This is a genomic window from Variovorax atrisoli (assembly GCF_014195185.1).
Classification (GTDB): Bacteria; Pseudomonadota; Gammaproteobacteria; order Burkholderiales; family Burkholderiaceae_C; genus Variovorax; species Variovorax atrisoli.
On sequence record NZ_JACIBG010000008.1, the window covers coordinates 219,561 to 234,053 of the forward strand.

Consider the following 14,493-nt stretch of genomic DNA (forward strand, 5'->3'; position numbering starts at 1 on the left):
GGTGATGAGGATGGGCCGCGCTCAAGGCTCTGCGGGAGGCGAGGCCTTGGTGCCGCGGCGGGAAGAGGAAGAAGAAGCGGGGGAGGAAGATTGCGAGGAAGAGGCCGCTGCCGTTGCCGGCTGCTCGCGCGTCGCGCCCTCGGCGGCCTGCTTGCGAAAGACGATGGCCTTGACCTCATGCAGCGCCTCCAGGCAGCGCTCGCGCTGGTCGCGCATGCGATGGGTGAGTCCGGCCACCGACAGGGCCAGCGTCTCGCCGCCGATCTGGCCGGCCACGGCCACTGCGGTCAGTCCTTCGCTGCCTTCGTTCTCGACCCAGATCCAGCCCTGTTCGCGCGCACGTTCCACCTGCGCCTCGAGCTGGGCCAGGTCTGTGAGCGTGCCGGAGGCCAGCACGCGCAGCGGCTTCAGGCGCAGCTGGCGCGCCGCCTCTTCCGGCGTGCCGGCCGCAAGGATCGCCTTGCCGAGTGCGGAGACGTGCAGCGCGAGCTTGTCGCCCACGTGCTGCATGTAGCGAAGCGCATGCCGGCCCTCGCTCAGCGCGATGACTTTCACGACGCCGTTCTCCAGCCTCCCGCACAGGCCGGTTTCCCCCGTGCGGTCGCGCAGCAGTTCGCACGCTTCCGCGCCCACGGCGTAGAGCGGGTCGCTCGCGGAGATCTCCTTGGCCACCGTGAGCAGGCGCGCGGTTGGATAGAAGCGCCGGCTGCGCGCGGTGCGCAGCAGATAGCCGAGCTCGTGCAGCGTGTGCAGCAGGTCGGAGCAGCTGCTCTCGGGCAGGTCCATGAGGCGGGCCAGGTCCGAGTTGGACAGCTCGCGCTTCTCGCGCGCAAAGACTTCGAGCAGGGTCATCGTGCGGGCGGCTGCAGGGACGATGGTTGGCATGAATCCTCCGATAGGTCGTAGAAGTTATCGATCATAGCGACGGGATTCATGCGTTTGCAGAAGATTCAGGTTGAAAAATCGCCTTCAGAGGGCAGAAAACATGGTTGTCAACCAACGACTGGTTGAAGTAGTCTACGTCTATTCGTAGAAAAAAGGCAATCGAACCGCGTTGCAAAAACCAGGAGACAACCCTTGAACACCTTCTTCAAAGCCATCGCCGCATGCGGCTGCGCGCTCTTCCTCTCCGCCGGCGGCCACGCCGCCGACGAGGCCCAGGGCTGGCCTTCGTCGTGCCGTTTCCGCCCGGCGGCATCACCGACAACACCTCCCGCCTGCTTGCGCTGAAGCTGGGCGAGAAGCTCGGCCAGCAGGTGGTCGTCGACAACCGGCCCGGTGCCGGCGGCTCCATCGGCGTGGAATACGCGGTGCGGCAACCGGCGGACGGCTACACGCTGATCTACGGCACGCAGGGCACGCATGCGGCCAACCTCGCGCTCTACAAGAACGTGCGCTACGACCCGGTCAAGGACTTCACGGCCGTACACGGCATGTCGGAGTCGCCGCTGATCCTGGTCATCAACCCGAACAAGCCGTTCAAGACGGTGCCGGAGCTGGTGGCATACGCAAGGCAGAACCCTGGCAAGCTCAACTTCGGCTCCGCGGGCGCAGGCACGGCCACGCACCTGACGGCGGAGCTCTTCCAGACCACCGCGGGCGTCAAGATGACGCACGTGCCCTACAAGGGCAGCAGCCCCGCGTTGACCGACCTGATCTCCGGCAACCTCGACCTGGCCTTCGACTACGCCGCGGTGGTGCTGCCCTTCGTGCAGTCGGGAAAGCTCAAGGCGCTGGCCGTCACCGGCAAGTCGCGCCTGAGCAGCGCGCCCGACCTGCCGACCGTGGCCGAGCTGGGCTACCCCGGCGCCGAGTCCAGCGCGTGGGGCGCGATGTTCGTCTCGTCGAAGACGCCTGCGCCCATCGTCAAGCGGCTCGCCGACGCCATGGCGGAAGTCATCGTGAACCCGGAGCTCCTGGCCGCCACCGAGAAATTCGGCAGCGTGCCGATGCGCGGCATGCGCGGCGAGAAGCTCGACGCCTTCGTCAAGTCCGAGATGACGCGCTGGCGCGAGGTGGTGCAGAGCTCCGGCGCCAGGCTGGAGTAGCGCGCGCACCGCATCCCCCTCTTTTTTTCGACAACCGGGAAATCCGTTTCTATGACCACTGACCTGCGTGGCCTGCAGCCACAGCATCCGACGCTCTACCAGCTCGCGCCCGACGGCGAGTCGCTGGAGTTCCTCTTCGCGCAATGTCCGGCGTGCCGCAAGCTCGTCTTTCCCGCCAACGTGCCCGGCTGCAGCCACTGCGGCGATCCGCTGCACGGTGCCGAGAAAGTGGCGCGCCCCGGCGGCGGCAAGCTGCTGGAGTACGTCACCCAGCACGTGCCGCTGCTGCCCGGCATGGAGGTGCCGCGCATCGCCGCCGACATCCTCATCGAGGACGGGCTCATCGAGGAGGGCGTGATCGCCGGAACCGACGAGTCGGCCCTGCGGGTGGGCATGGCGCTGCGCGCCGTCGGCGTGGCGCAGCCCGGCGGCGAGACCTTCGCCTGCCGCTTCGTTCCGGTTGAAGGAGCGGCGCGATGAGCAACTGGATCGACGACAACGAAGGCGTGTACGTGGCCGGCATCGGCATGCATGCGTACCAGTTCCCGAGCGAAACGCCCTACACGCACCTGGGCCTGACCGCGGTGCGCGCCGCGCTGGCGGATGCGGGGCTGGCCTGGCCGCAGGTGAACAGCGCCTATGTGGGCACCACCTCCATCGGCATGGCGGCCGGGCGCGTGATGCTGCGGCATCTCGGCTCGAGCGGGCTCGCGGTCACCCAGGTCGAGAACGCATCGGCATCGGGCTCGTTCGCCTTCCGGCAGGCATGCATGGAGGTAGCGGGCGGCGTCAGCGACGTGGTGCTGGCGGTGGGCGTGGACAAGCACGGCGATGGCCGGCGCGCGGCCGACAAGGAAGGCCTCGCCCGCTTGAGCGAGACGGCCAACGTTCCTGCCGTGAAGTTCGCGATGATGGCCCGCGCCTACCTGCGCGAACGCGGCGCGGACCCCGCGTCGATGGCGCAGGTGGCGGTGAAGAACCACGGCAATGCATCGCGCAACCCGTTCGCGCAGTTCCGCAAGCCGCGCACCCTCGAACAGGTGCTCGCGTCGCCGCTCGTCGCGGGCGACCTGACGGTGCAGCAATGCTGCCCGCGCGGCGAGGGTGCCGCGGCCGTCATCGTCGTGTCGGGCCGCGCGCTGCGCCGGCTCGGCCTGGATCCAGCGCGCTGCGTGCGCGTGCGCGCGTCGGCCGCGTGCAGCGAAACCCCGGAGACCTCCTACGGCGCCGCGGCGGTCGACCTCGTGCGTGCCAGCGCCCGCGCGGCGCTCGAGCAGGCGGCGATTCCCGGCAGCCGGCTGGACCTGCTGGAGCTGCACGACGCCTTCTCGGTGGAGGAGCTGCTCTACAGCGAAGCCATCGGCGTGTGCGAGCCGGGCGAGGGCGCCGCCTACCTGCTGCGCGGCGACTCGCGGATCGGCGGGCGCTGCGCGATCAACGCATCGGGCGGCCTCATCGGCATGGGCCATCCGCTGGGCCCCACCGGCATCGGCCAGATCGCGGAGATCACGCGGCAGCTTCGCGGCGAGGCCGGCGACCGGCAGCACGAGGGTGCCAGCTGGGGCATGGCCCACATGATCGGGCTCGGGTCGGTGGCCATCGCGCACGTCCTCTCCCGCGCCACGGCATGACAGAGCAAGAACTTGCAAGGAGACACCATGCCTGAAAACAGCTGCCCCGATCACGTCGAACTCTCGACGCTCACCTACCGCGTCGAGGGTCACGTGGCCATCGTGACGCTCAACCGGCCCGACCGCATGAACACGCTGGGCGGCACGATGAAGCCCGACCTCGCCCGCGCGTTCTTCGAGCTGGCCCGCGACGACCAGCGCGTGCGCGCGGTGGTGCTCACGGGCGCCGGCGAGCGCGCCTTCTGCGCCGGCGCCGACATCAAGGAACGCGCCGATCACCAGATCTGCGCCACAGACTTCTTCGTCGCGCAGAAGGCGACGCACGACCTGTTCCGCGGCATCGAGGAATTCGAGAAGCCCACCCTCGCGGCGATCAACGGTGTCGCGCTCGGCGGCGGCCTGGAGCTGGCCCTGTGCTGCGACCTGCGGCTGGCGGCCGACCACGCACGGCTGGGCCTTCCGGAAGTGCGCCTGGGTGTGATCCCCGCAGCCGGCGGCACGCAGCGGCTGCCGCGCCTGATCGGCGAGGCGCGAGCCAAGGCGCTGATGCTGACGGCCGCGCAGATCGATGCGGCGCGCGCGCTCGACTACGGCCTGGTCACGCAGGTATTGCCCGGTGCCGAGCTGCTGCCGGCGGCCGTCGCACTCGCACAGCAGATCGGCGAGATGCCGCCGCTGGCGGTGCGTTTCGCCAAGCGCGCGGTGAACCGTGGCATGCAGACCGACCTCGACAGCGGCCTCGAGTACGAGCGCTATGCCGCGGCCCTGCTGGTGGACAGCGAGGACCGCAAGGAAGGCATGCGCGCCTTCGTCGAGAAGCGCAAGCCCGTGTTCCAGGGGCGCTGAACCCACCCGCATCTCCATCCATTCAAAAGACAAGCAAGCAAGGAAACACACACATGAAACTCGGTTTGGAATCCCAGGTTGCCCTGGTGACCGGCGGCGGCCAGGGCGTCGGCCGGCAGATCTGCATCGAACTCGCACGCGAAGGCGCGCGCGTCGTCGTCAACGACCTGTTCCCCGAGCGGGCGCAGGCCGTGGCGCGCGAGATCGAGGCGCAAGGCGGCAAGGCGCTGGCCGCACCCGCCGACATCACGCAGGCAGACCAGGTGCAGGCCATGATCGAAGCGGCCACGCGGCACTTCGATGCGCCGGTGCAGATCCTGGTGAACAACGCCGGCATCATCCCCGAGCGCCGCGAGAAGGGCGGGCGCACCCCGGCCTTCGTCGACATGCCGGTGGCCGACTGGGCCAAGATCGTCAACCTCAACGTGTACGGCACCTTCCACTGCTGCCACGCCGTGCTGCCCGGCATGGTGGCGGCCAAGCGGGGGCGAATCGTCAACATCATTTCGGAGGCCGGCCGCATCGGCGAGGCCAACATGGCCGTGTACTCCGGAGCGAAGGCCGCCATCGCGGGCTTTGCCAAAGCCCTGGCGCGAGAGCATGGCCGGCATGCCATCACCGTCAATTCGATCGCCCTCGGCGCGGTCTCGCACGAAGGCATCAAGGACGGCCCGCTGCATCCCGACGCGACCGTCCAGAACAACGAACTGCTCGCGAAGATGGTGAACCTCTATCCCATCTCCAAGGGCGTGGGGCGGCTGTCGCGGCCGGACGATGTCTCGGGGCTCGTGGCGTTCCTCGCATCGGACCGCGCCTTGTTCGTCACCGGCCAGACGATCGGCGCGTCGGGTGGCTTCGCGATGATCTGACGAGGAGTGCTGTGCCGTGGCAGTGAGCGGCTGCGCGGCGCTGGAGATTCACCACGATGCGATGAATGCGACCCGGAAAGTCGTGCTCCTGGCCAGCCTTCTCTTCTTGTGCTTGTTGTATGCGTGGGTGCGGGCGGGCGGTGGCGTGATCCAGGCTTGCAGCCTCGCGCCATCGACGCCCCTTCCTGCATGGGACGAGTGTGCGTTTCCGAGAAGGACCACCGAAGCACCCACTGGCGTTCGCGCAGCCTCTGATGCCTCGCGGGCCTCGCAGGCGTCGCAGGACGGGCGGCGGTTAGAGGAGTCCGAGCGACGTCGCCACGACCACGGCATGCGCACGCGTGCGCACTTGCAGCTTGAGGCAGATGCTCTTCATGTGCGCACCGACAGTTCCGCCACTGATCGAAAGACGGTGGGCGATGTCCTGCGTGACATGCCCCGTCGCCACGAGTCGCAACACCTGGATTTCCCGCTTCGAAAGTGTCTTGCGGGATGCCCTTTCATCATTTGAATTCCCGGGGTTGAACGGCGCCAGCCGAACCAGCAGGCGCCGGACCACGTTCGGCGAGACCGCGGCACCTCCGTTGACGACTTGCAAGACCGCCTGCGGGTAGTTCTGGAACCAGGAATTCTTTACGAGATAGCCCGCCGCACCCGCCGTGAAGGCGCGACGTACATGAGCCTCGTCGTCCAGTGTGGAGTGAACGATGATTTCAGCCGAACCGGAGCGGGCCTTTGCGGCCTCGATCAGATCGAATCCCTTGCCGCCTCCGAGCCGGGTGTCGAGGATCATGACGTCGAATTCCTGCTGAGCCATGACGCGCTTGGCCTCCAGCAGGCTACCCGCCTCGCCTACGACGCACACGCGTGAATCCATGACGAGTTCGCGAGCGATGGCACCTCGCGACTTGCCGTCCTCGTCGACCAGCAGAACGCGTACCGGCTTGTCGGCCTGACCAGCCAGGAAAGTCGGCCAAGGATTTGTCAATGTGCGGTCGAGGTTCTGCTCCTGGGCGTGTTCTATGTTCGAAAGCCATTGGGGGGCGTCGCGCGTCAGCGCCGGTGGAGGTTCAGGGGGGATTTCCAAGGCCGGGTACTCGTTGTTGACGTGTGAAGCCAATTCTTGTGACGCCGCCTCGATGCGCCTTGATTCCGATCAAGACTTTTGCTGTGGAAGTCAGGTTTCGGCCTTGCTTTCGGTCGTGTGTGCCGCCCGTGACGTCTCGCGCGATACAGTGCCTCCAGTCGGCCTTTCGGCGGCGGGTCGCGGCACGGCCGCCGGCTGCCTTCACAGGCAGGCCAACGCCTTGTGCGCGATCTGCAGATAGACAAGGGTGCGCGGCATCCAGAGCGCAGGTTCGCGCACCTTGGCGGCCAGAAGATGGGCCGCGCTGAGGCGGGCCCGCATCAGCGCGCTGCGTGCCGTGTAAAGGTGCAGCAGTGCGCCGGACGGCTGGTCATCGAGCGCGGCACCCATTTGCGCGATCAGGCGCGGGCCGATGGAGGCGTCTCCGGCTGCCTCGCATTCGAGGCCGAGGAAACACAGTTCGTCGAAGGGGTCCACATCGCTCAATCGGAGATCGAATTCCAGCGCGTCGATCACCATCGGCGGATCGATCAGGCAGACATGCTCAGGACGAAGATCGCCATGGCCTTCCACGATGCGTCCCTCGCCGATCCGCGCGCGCAGGAGCCCCTCGTGTGCCGTAGTGGCTTGTTCCATGCGTTCGAAAAGTTCTCCCACATGGGGCAGGGCGAACTCGGCCCGTCCGAGCAGGCCGAAGCTGAGTTGGATGCTGTGACGAAAGCGCGCCACGTACTCCCCCTCGTCCACCTTCGCGTGTACCGCGTCCCGATAGAAGGGAATCAACACTGCCAGCAACGCGTCGAGGTCCGCAGGACGCAGCCGGCCGCGGCGGATCAACTGGTCGAGCATGCGTTCGCGCGGCAGCCGCCGCATGACCACCACCCAGTCGAGCGTGGCTTGCGTCGGCGAGCGGTAGCCTTCGGGCACGGCGCTAAGCGTGCCCTCGGCCCATTGCAGCGCGATGAGGCCCAGATAGACGCCGGGTGCCAGCCGCCGGTTCTGCCGCAGTTCCGTCCTGGCATTGCGCTCACGTGCATCCACGGTCGTGTAGTCCATGGGCGGGCTCACGATGGGCTTCTTGAGCTTCAGTACCTCCGTATCGCCTACCAGCACCCATGACATGTGGGTTTCGATGCGTTCGATCTGCGCTGAAGGATTCGCGGACTTGAGCGCTTCCTCCAGGCAATGCACCCTTGCCAGGGTATCGGGCGGCGACCGCGGGACGCGTTGCGGCGCGTAGTCGGCAAGGGCGGGCGTCGATCTCATACGGTAGGAGGAGGGCGAATGCCGCACGGCCGGCTCAATGCCGGCGTACATACCTCTGGGCCTGCTGCTGGGCGTGGCGCAGCGCCTCGGCCCGCGTGGCATAGGGTTCTGCATCCAAAGGCAATTGCACAGGGGCGCCCTGCGCCGGGCGGCAGGTCGCGACGGGCTGGAAGAATCCACCCACCGAGCGCGCCTCCAACTCGCAATGCCAAAGGCCCAGATCGAAGGTCAACTTGTCGTCGGGTCCCATGGCTTACAGCACCACCGACCACGTGCCGGAGACGCGCCGCTCCAGCTCCGCGATTCCCACGTGGGACAGGTCATTGTTGAGCGCGAGCTTCAGGTGCTGGGCCACCGCTTCGCTCAGTTGCGCCTTGAGCTCTCCCATGAAGGGATTCGAAGCGAAGAGCGTGAGCGAGCTGAATTCGCCTTTCTTCAGGCCCGCATCCAGCTTCTGGGCGATCTCCTTCGCGAAGCGCTGGTGTTCCTTTCGCCGTGCGTCGCAACGCGGCTCGAAATGGTTGAGTCCCCGACCATAGTCGGCGGCATGGCTGCCAGGGCGGTCGGATCCCAGCGCGCCGGCGTGCAGCCGGCTCTTGTCGTGCGTGAGGGCCTCGACGGGAATAAGGGGGCCGTTGGCCGCATCGCGGCGAAAGATGCGCGCCGATGCGGCATTGGCAATCACGATCCATTGGGTCTTCATGAAGGCGTCCCGAAAGTGGCAGGTGTGCGGAAAGCCTATGGCGCGCATCCGCGCGACGCGTTGCGCTGGATCAACCTCTCAGGTGCTGGTGCGCATCGGATACGCGTGCCACCGCTGGCTCGCTACCTCGCGTAAAAGACGCATGCTTTCGTATCGGCGGCCGGAGACCTTGCGCTTGCGCAATCCACCGAGCCCGACCCACTTCCAGGATTCAATGCTCGGGAGGCTCTCATGCATAGCCACCCCGATGCCGAGGCGGGTGCGTTGCTTGCGCCCTCGCGTCTATCCATAGTTTGAACAGGATCGAAAGGAAGATCATGAAGACAGATGCACAGTTGAAGACCGACGTGACCCGCGAACTGGAGTGGGATCCATCGGTGAACGCGACGAACATCGGTGTCGCCGTTAAAAACGGCGTGGTGACCCTGACGGGACACCTGGATACCTACGGCGAGAAATATGCGGTCGAGCGCATCGTCCAGCGGGTGCAGGGAGTGCAGGCACTGGCTGTCGAGCTCGATGTCAAGCTCGCGCCGGAACACAAGCGCAGCGACTCCGAGATCGCGGAAGCCGCTGAAGTCGCCCTGAAATGGCATTCGGAGATTCCCAACGACCGCATCCAGCTTCGGGTGGAGAAGGGCAGGATCACCCTCAAAGGCGAGGTCGACTGGGATTTCCAACGCCGGGCGGCCGAACGTGCCGTGCAGTCACTCATCGGCGTGGTGGCCGTCAACAACACCATCGGACTGAAGGTGCATGCGACGCCGGCCGACATCGAGACCCGCATTCGCAACGCGCTGGAGCGGCATGCCTTGGATGAATCCAAGCGCATCAATGTCTCCGTGAGCGATTCGAAGGCGATCCTTACTGGGGCCGTCCATTCCTGGTCCGAGCGCATGGCGGCCCAGGGCGCGGCGTGGTCGGCGCCCGGCATCATGAACGTGGAGAACAACATCCGGGTGGCTTGATGCCGAACTTCCCGGCGCCGGAGATCGGCGCCGGCGTGGCTTGGCGAGGTGACAGCGTCGTGTGCCTCGCCGAGCTGCTTGATTCACATCAACCCGGTCCGAGTGAATTGTTTCCAGAATGAAGCAACATCAACCCGGGCAGGAAAGGACGACGCCATGAGCAGCATGATTCCCGAAACGAGCACCACGCCCACGCCAAGGCCGGACGGACCGCTCGACGCTCAATCTTCCGTTGCGAGCCTGATCGCGAGCCAGATCGCAAATGGCTTCGGGCGTGCGCGCTCGCAAGCCGATGTCTTCCGTGGAACCGTGGCGCGCAAGGCACGCGAGGCCGCCACGCACACCGACGAGGCCGTCCACCAGCATCCCTACCGTGCCATGGGAATCGCGGCGGCCGCGGCACTGTTGGCAGGTATTCTTGCGGCCCGGCGCTGACGGCGGGCGCATCGTCATCTGGGAGCGATGGCTCCCAGATGATTCGGCATTGTGGTTCCCAGGCGCACCTCCTCCGTGGCTCCCGTGAGCAGGCCGTGGTGTTGCCCGCGCATCCCTTGATTGCCCCCTCCGTCAGCGGTCGAGCCGCTCGACCCCCAACGGCTTAAGCACTTAAGGCTCGTGGCCTTGCGCCAGTTCTCCGGCCAGGTTTCTCAAGCTCGGTAGCCATCCGGAATGAAAGAATCCTGGCGGTTCGATACACGGTTTCTACAGTCCTGCGGTGCACGCCGGTGGTGGCACGCTCGCTGGAATTACCGGGAGTCATCTTGCTCGACCATACGCCTGGCGGCCTGACCGACGACGAAGCCGCGCAGCGCCTGCGCCGTGACGGGCCGAACGTACTGCCGTCGATGTCCCGCAGGGGCTTCGCGCGGATCGCCTGGGGGGTGATGACGCAGCCGATGTTCATGCTGCTGCTGGCAACTGCCGCGCTGTACGCGATGCTCGGCGATCTCGGGGACGCCGGCCTGCTCGCCCTCTCGGTGCTGGCCGTCGGGACGCTCTCGATCTACCAGCAGCAGCGCACAGAGCGCGTGCTCGAGGCGCTGAAGGATCTTTCCAGTCCTCGCTGCACCGTCGTGCGCGAGGGAAGGGCATTGCATGTGGCGAGCCGCGAGCTGGTGCGCGGTGATCGTCTCCTGGTGAACGAGGGCGACCGGCTGTCTGCCGACGCGATCCTCCTTGAAGCCTCCGGCCTGCGGGTCGATGAATCCCTGCGCACGGGCGAGTCTGCGCCCCTGGGCAAGCAGACGGGCGGCGAGGGCGAGCGGGGCATGCTCTTCGCGGGAAGCCTGGTCGTGCGTGGCGAAGGCGTTGCCGAGGTGACGGGCACGGGCGTGCACACTGCGCTCGGCGAGATCCACAGGTCGATATCGGGCCTCGCTCCACGCCAGAGCCGGCTGCAGGAAGAGCTGCGCCGCCTGGTTCAGCGCGTCGCCTGGCTCGCGGCCTTCACCTGCATCGCCGCCGCAAGCGTCTTCGCGCTGCGGGAGCACTCGTGGACGCAAGGGCTGTTGGTGGGGCTGACCCTGGCGATGTCGCTCATCCCCGAGGAGTTCGCCGTCGTGTGGAGCGTGATGTTGGCGCTCGGCAGCTGGCGCCTGGCGAAGGCGAACGTGCTGACCCGCCAGCCTCAGGCCATCGAGGCACTGGGCACCACCACGGTCCTGTGTGTCGACAAGACCGGAACGCTGACCCTCAACCGCATGGTGCTCGCGGCGCTGCACGACGGCGAAATGGAATGCGAACTCGGGTCAGGCGATCCGACTGCGCGCTTCCATCGTCTGCTCTCGGGTGCCCTGCGCGCCAGCAGTTCCGGCGGTGTCGAGCCGATGGATCATGCGGTGTGCTCCGTCGCGAAGGCCGCCGGGCTCGGCGGCGCCGATGCCGCATGGGCAGCGGGGCCGCGCCGTGGCATCCGTGCCGATGCACCGTTCGTCGTTCACTGGTGGCGCGCACCTGGCGAGGACGGGTGGACGGTGGCCGTCAAGGGCGCGGTGGAGGCAGTGCTCGAACTCTGCGTTGACACCCCGGCACGCATGCAGCGGCTACGGGAGACCGCGGACCGCTGGAGTGCCTCCGGCTTGCGGGTGCTCGCCGTGGCGCAGGGACACGCGGCACAGCCCGGCGACGATGCCGCGCTGCCGAGCGATCCGCGCATGGAACCGCTGGGTCTGCTGGGATTCGTGGACCCGCTGCGCGAGGAGGTGCCGGGCGCCATCGAGGCGTGCCGGGGAGCAGGGGTTCGCGTGGTGATGATCACCGGTGATGCCGCCCTGACCGCCCGCGCGATCGCGCGGCAGGCAGGCCTGCTCGGCAGCGGCGCGGCGCGGCTGATGACAGGCAAGGAGCTCGCGGTACTCGACGACGACGCGCTGCGTCGGCTCGCGCGCGACATCCAGGTGTTCGCGCGAGTCGATCCTGCGCAGAAGCTGCGCATCGTGCGGACCCTCCAGCAGGGAGGCGACATTGTGGCGATGACCGGCGACGGGGTGAACGACGCGCCCGCGCTCAGGGCCGCCGACATCGGCGTCGCGATGGGCCGGCGCGGCACCGACGTCGCGAGAGAGACCGCTTCGCTCGTGCTGCTGGACGACAACTTCGCCTCGCTGGTCGAGGCCGTACGTGCCGGCAGACGCATATTCGCGAACCTGCGCAAGGCGCTGGGCTATCTTTTCGCGGTGCACGTGCCGATCGTCGGCGTCGCACTGATTCCAGTGGTGATGGGCGGTCCGGTGCTCCTGCTGCCCTTGCACGTGGTGCTGCTTGAACTGCTGATAGATCCCGCCTGCTCGCTGGTGTTCGAGGCCGAACCGGCGCCGGACAACAGCATGAGCGTGCCGCCGCGCGCACGCGACGACCTGCTCTTCTCGCCGGCTGCCGCCGCCCGCGCATTCGCAATGGGCGCTCTGGTGTTCGCTGGCGTGGCGTTGGTGCAGTGGGGATGTCGCGTGCTGGGGAGTACGCCCGAGGAGCTGCGCATGGCCAGTCTAGGGTCGATCGTGCTCGGCAACCTGCTGCTGCTTCTGTGGTTCCGGAGGGGCGGTGTGCCTCGCTCGCATACCAACACCGTGTTCCACGTCTTGCTGGTCGGGGTGTGCGTGGCCTGGGGTCTGTTGACGATCGTGCCCGGCGTCGGGGGGATGTTCGGCCTGCCGGACAAGCCCTCGCCGTGGGCCCTGTGGATCGCTTTGCCCGCGGGCTGGGCGCTTTGGCGTCTTTTTGTCCCGTCGCGAGGTCGCTGAACGCAGAACTCGCGGCCAGGGAAGACCAGGCCGGCTCCTCAGAGGCTGGCCGGCTCGCCGCTTGGCATGGTCCCGCCGCGTGCTTCTACCGCTGCAGTATCCACCCAGGTGCGGGACATGGCTTGACGGTCCGAGCCCTTGTGAGCCGAAACCGAGGCAACTTGATTCATCGCAAGAGCCGCGCATGAAGCCCTGCGAACATTGATGTCGTCATTTGTTTCGTCGACCAGGCCGGACGCCAAGGGCAACGCTCCGGACCGTACGCGTCAGGAAGGCGGAAGCTTCATGTCACCCAACCGTCTGCTGGCGCGCCGCGCCGGGATCGACACCTACCAGCAGCCCGTCGTCTACATGCGCAGCGATTGCGACGCGTGCCGCGCGGAAGGATTCCAGTCGCAGGCTCAAGTCGAGGTCGTGTCCAGCCGCAGGCATCTGCTGGCCATCCTGCATCAGGTGAGCAGCGACTGGCTCAGGAATGACGAGGTCGCGCTTTCGGAAGCGGCGTGGCTTCTGCTGGGCGCAAAGGAGGGTGATGAGCTGGCGGTTCGGCATCCACCCCCGCTGGAGTCGCTAGGCCACCTGCGCGCCAAACTCCATGGCGAGCGGCTGGACTACGCTGCCCTGCGCGCATTGATGGAAGACGTGAGCCGCGGGCGCGTCCCGGACATCCATCTGGCCTCGTTTGTGACCCTGTGCGCGGGCGAAGGCCTCGACTTGGCCGAGACCATGGCGCTGACACGGGCGATGGTGGATGTGGGCGAGCGTGTCGACTGGGGCACCGCGCCCGTGATGGACAAGCATTGCATCGGTGGCCTGCCGGGTAACCGGACCACCCTGATCATCGTTCCGATCGTCGCGTCCTGCGGCGTGGTGATGCCGAAGACTTCGTCTCGCGCGATCACCTCCGCGGCCGGCACGGCGGACGTGATGGAGACCCTCGCACCGGTCGACCTGAGCCTCGCGGCGATGCGTCGTGTCGTCGAGCGCGAGGATGGCTGCATCGCGTGGGGCAATGCGATGCGCGTCAGTCCTGCGGACGACATGCTGATTCGCGTGGAGAGGCCGCTGAGCATCGACAGCGAAGGCCTCATGGTGGCTTCGATCCTCTCCAAGAAGGCGGCGATGGGTTCGCAGCGCGTGCTGATCGACATCCCGGTCGGCGCGCAGACGAAGATGCGCAGCGCCGCAGCTGCCGAACATCTCTCGCGCAGTCTGATATCCGTGGGAGCCGGCCTGGGGATGCAGGTGCGCACTGCCTTCACCGACGGCAGCCAGCCCGTCGGAAGGGGCGTGGGGCCGGCGCTGGAGGCCATGGACGTCATGGCGGTTCTCGAACGTGCCTCCAATGCGCCGCTGGACCTGCGCGAGCGCGCGCTTGAACTGGCTGGCCAGCTCCTCGAGATGGCCGACAAGGCCGCACCGGGCACGGGCAAGTCCCGGGCATCCGAGGTGCTGGACGACGGCCGGGCGCTTGCCAAGTTCATCTCGATCTGCGAAGCGCAGGGCGGCTTGCGCGTTCCACCCAAGGCGGCCTTCACGCACGACGTGTGCGCGCCGGTGGATGGCGTGGTCTCGGCGATCGACACGAGACTCGTCGCGCGCACGGCAAAGCTGGCGGGTGCGCCGCGCGATTCGGCTGCGGGCGCCTCGGTGCATGTGCGCGTGGGCGAACGGGTTGCCCGCGGGGCGCCGGTCTTGACACTGCATGCCGAAAGTCGTGGCGAGCTTCAGTACGCGCTGAGTTTCGTGCGATCGCAGCTGCCCATCGTTTGCGTGAAGGCCGGCATCGAGATGCCGAGCGCGACGCTGCCGCCGTCGGCGCAGGGACTGTGATCG

The 14,493-nt window shown here is 67.2% G+C and carries 14 protein-coding genes; 9 read left to right on the plus strand and 5 right to left on the minus strand.

What is annotated here, in order from left to right:
- Window positions 1-21: 21 nt before the first annotated feature.
- A complete protein-coding gene (locus FHY06_RS26250) occupies window positions 22-885 on the minus strand; it encodes an IclR family transcriptional regulator (RefSeq protein WP_260310693.1) in 864 nt (287 codons plus the stop codon).
- A gap of 290 nt (window positions 886-1,175) precedes the next feature.
- Here FHY06_RS26250 and FHY06_RS26255 point away from each other — a divergent pair, with 290 nt between their 5' ends.
- The 5 genes from FHY06_RS26255 to FHY06_RS26275 are packed head-to-tail and all read left to right on the plus strand — an operon-like array spanning window position 1,176 to window position 5,394.
- On the plus strand, window positions 1,176-2,048 hold the full coding sequence (locus FHY06_RS26255) for a Bug family tripartite tricarboxylate transporter substrate binding protein (protein ID WP_311733733.1): 873 nt from the start codon (window positions 1,176-1,178) through the stop codon (window positions 2,046-2,048).
- Between the two features lie 51 nt (window positions 2,049-2,099).
- Complete coding sequence (locus FHY06_RS26260) at window positions 2,100-2,528, plus strand: Zn-ribbon domain-containing OB-fold protein (RefSeq protein WP_184606815.1); 429 nt, start codon at window positions 2,100-2,102, stop codon at window positions 2,526-2,528.
- Window positions 2,525-3,679: a thiolase family protein gene (locus FHY06_RS26265; protein ID WP_184606816.1), complete on the plus strand. Its 1,155-nt coding sequence runs from the start codon at window positions 2,525-2,527 to the stop codon at window positions 3,677-3,679. Before FHY06_RS26260 ends, FHY06_RS26265 begins: the two co-directional genes overlap by 4 nt.
- 27 nt (window positions 3,680-3,706) lie before the next feature.
- The gene (locus FHY06_RS26270; RefSeq protein WP_184606817.1) at window positions 3,707-4,525 is read left to right on the plus strand and encodes an enoyl-CoA hydratase/isomerase family protein; all 819 of its coding nucleotides are present in this window, start codon (window positions 3,707-3,709) and stop codon (window positions 4,523-4,525) included.
- Window positions 4,526-4,578: 53 nt separating this feature from the next.
- Window positions 4,579-5,394, plus strand: coding sequence for an SDR family NAD(P)-dependent oxidoreductase (locus FHY06_RS26275; RefSeq protein ID WP_126185204.1), 816 nt, complete (start codon window positions 4,579-4,581; stop codon window positions 5,392-5,394).
- Window positions 5,395-5,689: 295 nt separating this feature from the next.
- On the opposite strand, the gene FHY06_RS26280 is transcribed toward FHY06_RS26275, so the two are convergent.
- From FHY06_RS26280 to FHY06_RS26295, 4 genes are all read right to left on the minus strand, one after another.
- Window positions 5,690-6,481: a LuxR C-terminal-related transcriptional regulator gene (locus FHY06_RS26280; RefSeq protein WP_260310694.1), complete on the minus strand. Its 792-nt coding sequence runs from the start codon at window positions 6,479-6,481 to the stop codon at window positions 5,690-5,692.
- A gap of 201 nt (window positions 6,482-6,682) precedes the next feature.
- Complete coding sequence (locus tag FHY06_RS26285) at window positions 6,683-7,798, minus strand: hypothetical protein (protein WP_184606818.1); 1,116 nt, start codon at window positions 7,796-7,798, stop codon at window positions 6,683-6,685.
- The gene (locus FHY06_RS26290) at window positions 7,782-7,997 is read right to left on the minus strand and encodes a hypothetical protein (RefSeq protein ID WP_184606819.1); all 216 of its coding nucleotides are present in this window, start codon (window positions 7,995-7,997) and stop codon (window positions 7,782-7,784) included. Before FHY06_RS26290 ends, FHY06_RS26285 begins: the two co-directional genes overlap by 17 nt.
- 3 nt (window positions 7,998-8,000) lie before the next feature.
- The gene (locus FHY06_RS26295; RefSeq protein WP_184606820.1) at window positions 8,001-8,498 is read right to left on the minus strand and encodes a host attachment protein; all 498 of its coding nucleotides are present in this window, start codon (window positions 8,496-8,498) and stop codon (window positions 8,001-8,003) included.
- 269 nt (window positions 8,499-8,767) lie between these two features.
- Here FHY06_RS26295 and FHY06_RS26300 point away from each other — a divergent pair, with 269 nt between their 5' ends.
- From FHY06_RS26300 to FHY06_RS26315, 4 genes are all read left to right on the plus strand, one after another.
- Entirely contained in the window at window positions 8,768-9,418 is a 651-nt protein-coding gene (locus FHY06_RS26300; protein WP_184606821.1) for a BON domain-containing protein, read from the plus strand.
- 156 nt (window positions 9,419-9,574) lie between these two features.
- The gene (locus tag FHY06_RS26305) at window positions 9,575-9,853 is read left to right on the plus strand and encodes a glycine zipper domain-containing protein (protein WP_184606822.1); all 279 of its coding nucleotides are present in this window, start codon (window positions 9,575-9,577) and stop codon (window positions 9,851-9,853) included.
- 326 nt (window positions 9,854-10,179) lie between these two features.
- Window positions 10,180-12,657 carry a cation-translocating P-type ATPase gene (locus FHY06_RS26310; protein ID WP_184606823.1) on the plus strand — a complete coding sequence of 826 codons (2,478 nt, stop codon included), beginning with the start codon at window positions 10,180-10,182 and terminating at the stop codon, window positions 12,655-12,657.
- A 285-nt stretch (window positions 12,658-12,942) separates the two neighbouring features.
- Complete coding sequence (locus tag FHY06_RS26315) at window positions 12,943-14,490, plus strand: thymidine phosphorylase family protein (RefSeq protein WP_184606824.1); 1,548 nt, start codon at window positions 12,943-12,945, stop codon at window positions 14,488-14,490.
- Window positions 14,491-14,493: the final 3 nt, after the last annotated feature.

Excerpts from the sequence above, each read along its gene's own strand:
- FHY06_RS26295 (WP_184606820.1), bottom strand. The coding sequence starts at position 8,498 with ATGCGCGCCATAGGCTTTCCGCACACCTGCCACTTTCGGGACGCCTTC.
- FHY06_RS26260 (WP_184606815.1), top strand. The coding sequence starts at position 2,100 with ATGACCACTGACCTGCGTGGCCTGCAGCCACAGCATCCGACGCTCTAC.
- FHY06_RS26265 (WP_184606816.1), top strand. The coding sequence starts at position 2,525 with ATGAGCAACTGGATCGACGACAACGAAGGCGTGTACGTGGCCGGCATC.
- FHY06_RS26315 (WP_184606824.1), top strand. The coding sequence starts at position 12,943 with ATGTCACCCAACCGTCTGCTGGCGCGCCGCGCCGGGATCGACACCTAC.
- FHY06_RS26305 (WP_184606822.1), top strand. The coding sequence starts at position 9,575 with ATGAGCAGCATGATTCCCGAAACGAGCACCACGCCCACGCCAAGGCCG.
- FHY06_RS26285 (WP_184606818.1), bottom strand. The coding sequence starts at position 7,798 with ATGTACGCCGGCATTGAGCCGGCCGTGCGGCATTCGCCCTCCTCCTAC.
- FHY06_RS26275 (WP_126185204.1), top strand. The coding sequence starts at position 4,579 with ATGAAACTCGGTTTGGAATCCCAGGTTGCCCTGGTGACCGGCGGCGGC.
- FHY06_RS26270 (WP_184606817.1), top strand. The coding sequence starts at position 3,707 with ATGCCTGAAAACAGCTGCCCCGATCACGTCGAACTCTCGACGCTCACC.
- FHY06_RS26250 (WP_260310693.1), bottom strand. The coding sequence starts at position 885 with ATGCCAACCATCGTCCCTGCAGCCGCCCGCACGATGACCCTGCTCGAA.
- FHY06_RS26300 (WP_184606821.1), top strand. The coding sequence starts at position 8,768 with ATGAAGACAGATGCACAGTTGAAGACCGACGTGACCCGCGAACTGGAG.
- FHY06_RS26290 (WP_184606819.1), bottom strand. The coding sequence starts at position 7,997 with ATGGGACCCGACGACAAGTTGACCTTCGATCTGGGCCTTTGGCATTGC.